Raw genomic sequence first — 10,475 nt, 5'->3', positions numbered from 1 at the left:
GACGAAGCGCGCGAGGCACTGCTGGGTTATCGCTGGCCGGGCAACATTCGCGAACTGCGCAACGTGGTCGAGCGTGCCAGCATCATTTGCCCGCAGGAAAAAGTCGAAATCAGCCATCTGGGCATGGCCGAGCAACCGGTCAACAACGCCCCGCGAATCGGCGCCGCGCTGAGCCTCGACGAACTGGAGAAGGCCCACATCGGCGCGGTGCTGGCCACCGCCGATACCCTCGACCAAGCGGCAAAGACCCTGGGCATCGATGCGTCTACGCTGTACCGCAAACGCAAGCAATACAACCTGTGAGCGCCACCTTATGAAACTGGCGATGAAGCTGCGCACACGGCTGTTCCTGAGTATTTCGGCACTGATTACCGTGGCGCTGCTGGGGCTAGTGCTCGGCCTCGTCAGCGTCATGCAGATGGCCAATACCCAGGAAAAGTCCGTGCGCGACAACTTTATCCTGCTCGACCTGGGCCTCAAGTTGCGCCAGACGCTGGGTGATCAGTTGATGATCATGCTCCAGGAAAAACCCGATCTGGCGGCGCTGGAAGAATCCAAGCGCCAATATTTCGAGTTGTTGGATGAGGGCATTGCCCATGAGCGAGAACAGGACGATTCAGCCGCCCGCTTCAGCCACGCCAAAGCCGATTACATCAGTTTTATCCAGGCTTTCGACGCATCTCGCCAACAATCGACGCCACTGAGCAACAATCAAGACCTCACCGAAAAATTCAATGTGCTGCGCGGCGGCTTGATCGATGGCTATCGACACGCCTTGAACAAAATCAGCGATACACAGGATCGCGCCCGTGAACGGGCGCTTCTGATTGCCAGCTTGCTGGGCCTGGTGGGCCTGGCGGTACTGATTATCGGTTTCGTGACTGCCCACGGCATAGCCAGGCGTTTCGGCGCGCCGATCGAGGCCTTGGCGGCCGCGGCGGACGATATAGGCCAAGGCAATTTCGAGGTGACCCTGCCCATCTCATCAGCGGCGGAATTGAACCTGTTGACGCGTCGTTTCGGCATCATGGCCCAAGCGTTGCGCGAACATCAGGCCACCAATGTCGATGAACTGCTCGCCGGCCAGCAACGCCTGCAAGCCGTGCTCGACAGCATTGACGACGGCTTGCTGATGATCGACCGCCAGGGCCGGCTGGAGCACCTCAACCCGGTGGCGCAACGGCAACTGGGCTGGGACCAGGAACGCCTGGGCCAAGGATTGGGCGAGGCGCTCGGACGTATCGAGCTGGATGACGAGCTGCAAGTGGTCCTGCGCGGTGGTTCACAAGAGCGTGCGCCAGACGACCTGAGCATCGAGGTGGATGGCGAATCCCGCGTGCTGACTTACAGCCTGACGCCGGTCATCCATACCCAGGGCCAGATTCTCGGGGCAGTGATGGTGTTGCATGACGTCACCGAACAGCGCGCCTTCGAGCGGGTGCGCAGTGAATTCGTACTGCGAGCGTCCCATGAACTGCGCACACCCGTGACGGGCATGCATATGGCCTTCGGGCTGCTGCAGGAGCGCGTGCACTTCCCCGAGGACTCTCGCGAGGCGGATCTGCTCAATACGGTCAATGAAGAAATGCAGCGGCTGATGCAGCTCATCAACGACCTGCTCAACTTTTCCCGCTATCAGAACGGCTTGCAGAAACTCACCCTGGCGCCTTGCTCCATCGAGCAGCTGCTGGACGCGGCCCGCCTGCGGTTCGCCGAGCAGGCCGAAGCGAAGGGCATCGAGCTGCTCGTGGAAATCCAGGGTCCGTTGCCGCGCCTGCATGCCGACGCCGCGCAGCTGGAACGAGTCCTGGACAACTTGATCGACAATGCGATGCGTCATACCAACGATGACGGCCAGATCCGTTTGCAGGCCCGACGCCATGGCGAGCGAGTGATCATCAGCGTTGAAGACAACGGCGAGGGCATCGCCTACGGCCAGCAGGGCCGGATCTTCGAACCCTTCGTCCAGGTCGGACGCAAAAAGGGCGGCGCGGGGCTCGGCCTGGCGTTGTGCAAGGAGATCGTCCAGCTGCATGGTGGACGCATGGGCGTGTATTCCAGGCCAGGGCAGGGCACCCAGTTTTATATGGCCCTGACGGTCTGAAACCGCGTCACGCTTCGTCGTCCAGGCGTCGTCCGAGCAAGCGTCGACCGCGGGTGATCAATTCGATGAGCTGCACCGCGCTGAGCGCGTGGGCGAACAGCCAACCCTGACCGAACTTAACGCCTTCGCTGCTCAAATAAGACGCCTGGGCTTCATGTTCGATGCCTTCGGCAATCACCTTGAGCTGTAAGGCATGGGCCATGCGGATGATATGCGGCGCCACGCCACTGCTGGCGGCATCATGGCCCAAGGCGTCAATGAAGGCCTTGTCGATCTTCAGGCAATCCACCGGCAGCGTCTGCAGATAGGCCAGGCTGCAATAACCGGTGCCAAAATCGTCGATCAGGACTTGATGCCCCAGGTCCCGCAGCGATTGCAGGTTATCGCGCGCGACCAGCACATCGACCAGTCCGCGTTCAGTCACTTCGAATGCAATCTGGTGCGCCGACACACGATGCCGCGCCAGCAGGCGGGCAATCACTTCCCCGATGCGGGGCACCGTCACATCGCAGGCCGCGAGGTTCACCGAGATGTACAGGTGGGGGTTGGCGCGCAACAACTGGCCCAGCTGGTCGAACAGCCGCTGCAGGACGAAGTCGGTGATCTGGCGAATCTGCCCGGTGTTTTCCGCCATGGGAATGAACAGGTCCGGACTGGTCAGCGTGCCGTCTGGTCGTCGCCAGCGCAGCAACGCCTCGGCGCCAACGCAGTTGCGGCTGCGCAGGTCGAAAATCGGCTGGTACAGCACCTGCAACTCACCGCGCCGGATGGCCCCGTGCAGCTCTGCATCCATGGATTGACGTTGGCGCGCCAACAAAAAGACCTGGAAGCCGATCCCGAGGCCGAGCATCAAGCTGATCGGCAGCATCCACCAAGCGTTGGCGGGAATACGAAGGCCGTTGCGCGGCGCGATCAGCACCAATTGATATTCCGGGTTATCGGTCGGCATCCGGTAGATCAGCCGGGTCTGGGTCACCTGCAACGCGTCCCGGCTTTTCGGTGGCCATGGCTCCGTCGGCGGCCAGCGTTGCTCGGTGCCAAGGACCGGAATGGCCCGCTCGCCCTCATCCAGGACCACCAGCAGGCTGCTGCCGGGGGGCAGGTCGACAACATCGGTCAGGTGCCCGCGCGACGTAGCGACCCGGAAATTGCCACGCCCCAACATCAGGGCGGCACGATTTTCGTCGGGCTCCGTGGTGGTGTTGAGCCAGTAACTGTAGGCCGGCCCTCGCAGGTCCGGTGGGCGGGCCAACGACAGGCCGCTCTGGCGCGGCCGATTGGAGCACACGCCGTGGCTATCGATATAAGCGGCTTCATAGACAAAGCGGTAATTGAAGCTGACCTGTTGCAACGTGGCGATCATCTCATCGTCACAACCTCGCAACGGTTGCGCCTGCAAGTCATCGAGACTTTCGCGGAGCTGGCCGAAAAGCTGCTCCAGGCGCTGCAGAAAACGTTCGCCCTGGGCATTCATCTGGTCGCTTTCGCGCTGCTGGATCTGTTGCATCACCACGAACAGGCTTCCCGCCAGCAACAGCACGGTACTCAGGGCAGCCGCGACCATCGCCAGGAAAATAGGGCGATGGAGCCAGCTCTGCAGGGTTTCGCGGGCAGCCGTCATCGTTGGTAATCCGAAAGTTACCAATGAGTTATAGCTTCTGTTTTGAAATTGGTCCGATTAGTCGGACGGGCGTCATTATTTTGTCTGGTTGAGGACCGCCAGGATCGCTGCACTTTGCGCGTCAGGCAGACCATCGAACCGGGCGGGTCGATAGCGCATCTGGAACGCGGCCATTACCTGATGAGTGGTAACGTCCCATTCACCCGTACGGGGCGTCGGGTAGCCGAGGCGCGCCAACTCGGCCTGGAACCAACTGGCGCTGGGGAGCTGGTCCACGTAGTTGGCCTGCTCGCGAGCGACTGCCCGTTCGTCTGGCCATACGCCCAAGCCGGCCTCGGCCAGGCGTTTCCAGGGAAACAACGGGCCGGGGTCCAGTTTGCGCATGGGCGCGATGTCGCTGTGACCGATGATGTTCACCGGATTGATGGCGTTACGCCGGGTGATGTCCTTGAGCAGGACGATCAGGGATTGGACTTGAGCTTCGCTGTAGGGGTACCAGAGACGTCCGGTGGGGGTATCGGTATAGCCCGGGTTGACGATTTCGATGCCGATGGAGCTGGAGTTGAGCCAGGTCCGGCCCTGCCATTCACTCTCCCCCGCATGCCAGGCCCGGCGGCTTTCGTCCACCAGCTTGTAAATGGTTGCATTCTTGTCATCGCCGATCAGGTAGTGGGCACTGACTTCGCCGTGGGTCAGCAGGGACAGGGAACGCTCAAGGGACGCCGAGGTGTAATGCACCACGACGAACTGGATTCGACTGTCGTGGTTGACCGAGGGATGGCTGGTGTCGAGTCGGGGGCCGCTCGCGCAACCGGCCAGGAGAAGCAACGAAACAAGAAGCGGGGCAAATTTCATGGCGATAGCGTGCATGCAGAAAAAATAATGCAACAGTGTAACGTATCGCTCCGAAATGATCCGATTGGGCCTCGACATTAAACAATTTGGAACAATTGAAGCGTCAGCCCAGCTCCACGCGGTTACGCCCTGCGTTTTTAGCTCGATATAGCGCCTGATCGGCTCTTTTAAGCACCAGATCGCTATGTTCTCCGGGTTTGAATGCGGTCATGCCCATGGACACCGTGACCGTGACCGGCTCGCCTTTGAAGTGAAATGGACAGGCTTCGATGGCCGCACGCAAGGCCTCGGCCAATTTCGCTCCGGCGGCCAGAGGCGTATCGGGCACGAGCAGGACGAATTCTTCGCCGCCGAAGCGGGCAATGAAATCGCCACCGCGCACCCGCTTGCGCAGCACCGAGGCGATGAGCTTCAGCACGCGGTCGCCGGCCAGGTGACCATAGTTGTCGTTGATCCGCTTGAAATGATCCAGATCGAGTATGGCAATCAGCAAGCTGTTGCCATGCCGCTGCCATTGCTCCACTTCTTGTTCGAGACGTTCGCTCCAGGCGGCGCGGTTGGGCAAGCCGGTCAGCGGATCGATCAGCGCTTTTTGCCGCTGCTCTTCAAGATTCTCCCGAACGATCAGGGCGTCCTGCTCCATCAACGCGACGCGCTCGGCCAGGCTTTTCAGGCGAGCCGACACTTCCTGCTCGCGCAAATCCCGTTGTTTCTGGTGCTGATCCATCGTGCCGAGCAAACCTTCAAGGTGGTTTTCCAGCACGTGCTTGAGGCTCTCCAGGTCATCGGCCTGCTGCACACTGTTTTGCAGGCCATCGACTTGCTCGCGGATCTGGGTGTCCATCTCCCTGGAGGCCGACGAGTGATCGGCGTGGTCTTCACTGGCCGCTCGCAGCGTATTTTGAAACGACTCCAGCCGATCGTTGAGCCGCTGCAGGTAAGCTTCGAATTCGTGCTGGCCGCTGTCGGTGATCGCCAGCATGAGCACAGCCAGGTCATCAAGCACCGGCAGTAGCTCGTACCAGTTCAAGCCATTTTTCAGCCGTTCCCGCATGGACTCTGCTTGAGGACGATGCCGCTCCGGCAACGTCAGGTCGCCCAGCAGCCCCAGCAACGTGTCCTCGATGTGGCGAGCGACCGAACTGTAGGACGGCTCCGGGGAATCAGGCAGGTTATAGGGCGACTCGTCCGGATCGACCGCTGCGGGGGGAAGCTCGGCCGGTTCTTCCGGAGCGGGTGTAGCCTCGAGGATGGGCTCGGGCGGTTCCTCTGGCGTCAGCTCGTCGGGATTCTGGGCAACGGGCACCGGGTCGGTGGGTTCATCGAGGGGCGGCGGCGCCGACTCGATGCTCGGCTGAGCAGGTGACTCGACGGGTGTTGGTGCTGATGCCGGTGCCGGTGCCGGTGCCGGATCAGGCTCGTCGACTGTCTCAATAGATACCACCGGCTCGGGCGCCTTGTCCGGTGCGCGTACCTGTTCCGCTGTGGATACCGGCGCCGGCGCGACGGCTGCCGTATCCGTTGCCTGGGGCGGGGCCGCTTCGGCTTCGGGCGTCAGTGCGGCCGCGGGCGTTGCTTCCGAGTGCTCCTGGCCGCCGAACAGCCGTTGAAGCAGGCCGGGACGGCTTGGCTCTTCCGGCGTCTCCAACGCCCTGATCGCCTGGCCCTGCAGTTGACTGAGTTCACTGAGCAACAGCGGGATTTCCCGCGCCTGGTCGGCCCGGGCCTCCAGTTGCTTGGAGAACTTCTTCAGGGGCCGGCTGACTTCCTTGGGCAGCGGCAGGCTCTGCAACTGGGCGACCAGGGCCGTCAGCGCCGCGCTCACCTGTTCCGCGCGAGTCTCTCGACGCTGTTCGGAATCAAGTACCGCTTTCTCCAGGCGCGGAAGCAAGGCGGCGAGGGCGGCGTCCATGTTGTCGGTACGCACCACTTCGCGCATTTCTTTCATGCACTGGTCAACGGCCCGATCGGTACCCTCGGCGGCCAGGGTGCTGCGCACCAGGCCACGACGCAACAAGTCGAGCCGAGCGTCCCAGCGGCGCTCGAGCTTTTCCTGTTGTTCGATGCTCTTGAGGTATTTTTCTCTCCAGCGTTCGGCGTCGTCGCTCATTCATCGGATCCGCGAGGGGCAGGACTCAGGGCGGGGAATGCATCAGCCGTGAGCGAACCCGGCAAACGTATTTCGACCGCGACCGGCAGGTGATCGGAAATGGGCTGGGCCAGCACCTCGACCCGTTCGAGGGTCAGGGTCGGGCTCAGCAGGATATGGTCCAGGCAGCGTTGAGGGCGCCAACTGGGAAATGTCGCTTCAAGTTGTGGAGCAAGCAGCCCAAGGTCGCGCAGGGGCGAGGTCTGCAGCAGGTCGGTGGCGTGGGTGTTCATGTCGCCCATCAGCACTTGATGCTTGTACCCGCCAATCAGCTCGCGAATGTACGCCAGTTGCATCGTGCGGGTACGCGCCCCGAGTGCCAGGTGCATCATGACCACGATCAGCGCCTCCGGACCTTCGCCAAAACGCGCAAGGATCGCCCCACGCCCCTTGGGGCCCGGCAGCGGATGATCTTCGATCGCCCACGGCCGCAAGCGGCTCAGCACACCATTGCTGTGCTGGCCGAGACGGCCGAGGTTGCGATTGAGTTGCTGGTACCAATAGGGGAACGCGCCCAGTTGGGCAAGGTGCTCGACCTGGTTGACGTAGCCGGACCTCAGGCTTCCGCCGTCGGCTTCCTGCAAGGCCACCAGATCGAAATCCTTCAACAGGTCGCCGATCTTCTGCAGATTGCCGGCGCGTCCCGTATGGGGCAGCAAATGTTGCCAGCCCCGAGTCAGGTAATGCCGGTAACGTTCGGTGCTGATACCGACCTGGATATTGAAACTGAGCAGCCGCAGACGGCTGTCGGCAGGCAGGCCCGTGGACGCGACATGATGCTCGTTGACCCGTGCTTCATGCAGGCCAACGATGCGTTCGGTGCTCCAGCGGGCCATGGCAGGCGCTGCGCTTAGTTGGCAGCGGCCTTGGTCGCCGCCCGCTCTTTGGCGATCAGCTTGTCGGCCAGTTGCAGCGCTTCATCCGCGCCGCCAGCGGAGCCGATGTCAAAGCGGTATTTGCCATTGACGATCATGGTCGGTACGCCGGTGATTTCGTATTTCTTCGCCAGCTCACGGGCCTTTTTGATCTGCCCCTGGATGGCAAAGGAGTCAAACGTGGCCAGGAACTTGTCCTTGTCGACGCCCTGGGTCGCGAGGAACTCGGCCATGTCTTCTTTCTTGGTCAGCTTCTTGCCTTCTTTCTGGATCGCATTGAACACCGCAGCGTGAACCTGATGCTCGACGCCCATGGCTTCGAGGGTCAGGAACATCTGGCCGTGGGCGTCCCATGGGCCGCCGAACATGGCCGGAATGCGCACGAAGTTCACGTCTGAAGGCAGTTTTTCAACCCATGGGTTGATGACCGGCTCGAACGCATAGCAATGCGGGCAACCGTACCAGAACAGTTCCACCACTTCGATCTTGCCAGGCACAGCCACCGGAACGGGGTTGGACAACTCGACGTAAGGGGCTTTCGATTCCTCGGCGTTGGCTTGGGCGGCCATGCCGAACAGGCTGGCGGCGACGAGCGCGGCGCTGATGATCAGATTACGCATGCTTTACTCCTGGACAATGAGGTGGCCTCGCGAGACCTGTTTCTAAGACAGACCGTGGCGGGTTCAAGTTCGCTAGTGTAACGGCAGCGGCCACAAAAAAGGGCGGCCAAAGCCACCCTTTTGATGTTTGCATCGAGAGATTAATCGAGTGTTAACGTTGCGGGAAATGCAAACCTCGCGACGCCTGGCCAGCGGTCTTAATGCAGGCCCTGGATATAACTCGACACAGCGGCGATGTCTTCGTCGCTCAGCTTGCGAGCGATGGTGCGCATGGTCATCGCGTCGCCGTCGTTGGCACGACCACCTTCTTCCTTGCGGAAATCGGTCAATTGCTTGGTGACGTATTGCGCGTGCTGGCCGCCCAGGTGTGGGAAGCCTGCGGCGGCGTTGCCGCTGCCATTCGGCGAGTGGCAGCCGGTGCAGGCGGGCAAGCCCTTGTCCAGGTTGCCGCCGCGGAACAGTGCTTCACCGCGAGCCACGAGTTTTGGATCGGCGGCGCCGACGCTGCCCTTCTGGCTGGCGAAATAAGCGGCGATGTCCGACAGGTCCTGATCGCTCAGGTTGGTCAGCAGGCCGGTCATTTCCAGGACGACACGCTTGCCGTCCTTGATGTCATGCAATTGCTTGGTCAGATAACGCTCGCCCTGGCCCGCCAGTTTCGGAAAGTTGGGCGCCATGCTGTTGCCATCCGGGCCGTGGCAGGCCCCGCATACGGCCGCTTTTGCCTGGCCGGCGGCGGCATCGCCTGCGGCGTGGGCTACGCCGGACATCCCCAAGGTCAACAGCAGACTCACGATCAGTTTGTTCATCAGCTAATCCAACTACGGCTAAGGGTTAAAGAGTTATGGACCGGGTTTACTCGCTCATCCACTGGATGATGGCTTGGTAATCCTCGGCACTGCAGTCCATGCACAAACCACGCGGCGGCATCGCCTTGAAACCCTGGGTCACGTGTTGCACCAGCGTCCCCATACCTTTCGCCAACCTTGGCGTCCAAGCTTCCCGGTCACCCTTGCGGGGCGCCGTGGGCAGTTGGCCGGAATGACAAGCACCACAAACACGGTTGTACACAGCTTCCGGATCCTGTGTAGCCTGAGCGCTGTAAAGCGGCATCAAGACACCGGCGGCTAGCAGCCATTTCGTCATAAAACGACCTTTTCAGGGTTGAGAGCGAGCTGCGTTCTAGTGCGCAATTTCGGTCGGTCGCTCCCGTGAGCTTCATCCTACGCTGGGACAAAGCGCACACAAAATCTGCGGCATTATATACTGGCGTCACTGAAACGGAAACGACACAGCTTGCCGCGTCCATTCCCGACGCCGCCCACATCGGAAATCCCATGCAACTGAAGAACCCCATCCTCGGCCTGTGCCAACAGTCCACCTTCATGCTCAGCGCCGCCAAAGTCGATCAATGCCCTGACGACGAGGGCTTCGAAGTGGCCTTCGCCGGGCGTTCCAACGCCGGTAAGTCCAGCGCGCTGAACACCCTGACCCATGCGAGCCTGGCCCGTACTTCGAAAACCCCGGGCCGCACACAGCTCTTGAACTTCTTCAAGCTAGACGATGAACGCCGTTTGGTCGACCTGCCCGGCTACGGCTACGCCAAGGTCCCTATTCCACTCAAGCAACACTGGCAACGCCACTTGGAAGCCTACCTGGGCAGCCGCGAAAGTTTGAAAGGATTGATCCTGATGATGGACATCCGCCATCCGATGACAGACTTCGACTTGCTGATGCTCGATTGGGCAGTCGCCAGCGGTATGCCTATGCACATCCTGCTGACCAAAGCCGACAAACTCACCTACGGCGCCGCCAAGAACACGTTGCTCAAGGTGCAGTCGGAGATTCGCAAAGGCTGGGGTGAGGCGATCACCATCCAGCTGTTCTCGGCCCCCAAGCGCATGGGCCTGGAAGAAGCCTACACGGTGCTGGCCGACTGGATGGAGCTGGCGGACAAGGGCAGCGACGCGGCTGAATAAGCCAAATCGCAGGCAAAAAAAACCCCGGACTTCGTATGGGGAGGGGGAAGTTCGGGGTCCAAGTTCCGGACCGCTAGGGCGGGGTCCAGATATCTGCCAACACTTAACACAACATAGGAGCATTGAAGGGCTTCACCAGCCATTCAGAATCTCTGAGTAGGATTTCACGGGTTTAGTTCAGATTTTTTTGGAAATAACTGTAGGAATCTTCAGAGCTAATGACGCCGCTCGTGAATTCACGGTGGTCAATGTGGCGAGGGGATTTATCCCCG

10 protein-coding genes are annotated in these 10,475 nt (G+C 61.0%); 3 read left to right on the top strand and 7 right to left on the bottom strand.

The window, feature by feature from the left end; translation table 11 throughout:
• Both OC610_RS13385 and OC610_RS13380 read left to right on the top strand, forming a co-directional pair.
• The coding region (locus OC610_RS13385) for an AAA-type ATPase lid domain-containing protein (RefSeq protein WP_332880475.1) at window positions 1-303 on the top strand (303 nt) is incomplete at its 5' end.
• A gap of 10 nt (window positions 304-313) precedes the next feature.
• Window positions 314-2,104, top strand: a complete 1,791-nt coding sequence (locus OC610_RS13380) for a KinB sensor domain-containing domain (RefSeq protein WP_264428258.1) — start codon at window positions 314-316, stop codon at window positions 2,102-2,104.
• Between the two features lie 7 nt (window positions 2,105-2,111).
• Here OC610_RS13380 and OC610_RS13375 read toward each other — a convergent pair whose 3' ends face one another.
• From OC610_RS13375 to OC610_RS13345, 7 genes are all read right to left on the bottom strand, one after another.
• Window positions 2,112-3,725, bottom strand: coding sequence for an EAL domain-containing protein (locus OC610_RS13375; protein WP_264428257.1), 1,614 nt, complete (start codon window positions 3,723-3,725; stop codon window positions 2,112-2,114).
• 75 nt (window positions 3,726-3,800) lie between these two features.
• Window positions 3,801-4,580: an N-acetylmuramoyl-L-alanine amidase gene (locus OC610_RS13370; RefSeq protein ID WP_264428256.1), complete on the bottom strand. Its 780-nt coding sequence runs from the start codon at window positions 4,578-4,580 to the stop codon at window positions 3,801-3,803.
• Between the two features lie 103 nt (window positions 4,581-4,683).
• Window positions 4,684-6,690, bottom strand: coding sequence for a GGDEF domain-containing protein (locus OC610_RS13365; RefSeq protein ID WP_264428255.1), 2,007 nt, complete (start codon window positions 6,688-6,690; stop codon window positions 4,684-4,686).
• A complete protein-coding gene (locus OC610_RS13360; protein ID WP_264428254.1) occupies window positions 6,687-7,565 on the bottom strand; it encodes an endonuclease/exonuclease/phosphatase family protein in 879 nt (292 codons plus the stop codon). Before OC610_RS13360 ends, OC610_RS13365 begins: the two co-directional genes overlap by 4 nt.
• Window positions 7,566-7,579: 14 nt before the next feature.
• Window positions 7,580-8,224 (bottom strand): thiol:disulfide interchange protein DsbA/DsbL, encoded by a 645-nt coding sequence (locus tag OC610_RS13355; RefSeq protein WP_264428253.1) that lies wholly within the window; start codon window positions 8,222-8,224, stop codon window positions 7,580-7,582.
• 197 nt (window positions 8,225-8,421) lie between these two features.
• Window positions 8,422-9,033 carry a c-type cytochrome gene (locus OC610_RS13350; RefSeq protein WP_264428252.1) on the bottom strand — a complete coding sequence of 204 codons (612 nt, stop codon included), beginning with the start codon at window positions 9,031-9,033 and terminating at the stop codon, window positions 8,422-8,424.
• A gap of 46 nt (window positions 9,034-9,079) precedes the next feature.
• A complete protein-coding gene (locus OC610_RS13345) occupies window positions 9,080-9,370 on the bottom strand; it encodes a c-type cytochrome (protein ID WP_030138991.1) in 291 nt (96 codons plus the stop codon).
• A gap of 191 nt (window positions 9,371-9,561) precedes the next feature.
• On the opposite strand from OC610_RS13345, the gene yihA reads away from it, so the two are divergent.
• On the top strand, window positions 9,562-10,203 hold the full coding sequence (yihA, locus tag OC610_RS13340; RefSeq protein WP_264428251.1) for a ribosome biogenesis GTP-binding protein YihA/YsxC: 642 nt from the start codon (window positions 9,562-9,564) through the stop codon (window positions 10,201-10,203).
• The last annotated feature ends 272 nt before the right edge of the window (window positions 10,204-10,475 follow it).

The organism is Pseudomonas agronomica (assembly GCF_025917275.1).
Classification (GTDB): domain Bacteria; phylum Pseudomonadota; class Gammaproteobacteria; order Pseudomonadales; family Pseudomonadaceae; genus Aquipseudomonas; species Aquipseudomonas agronomica.
This window is presented reverse-complemented; position numbering and strand designations above follow the sequence as displayed.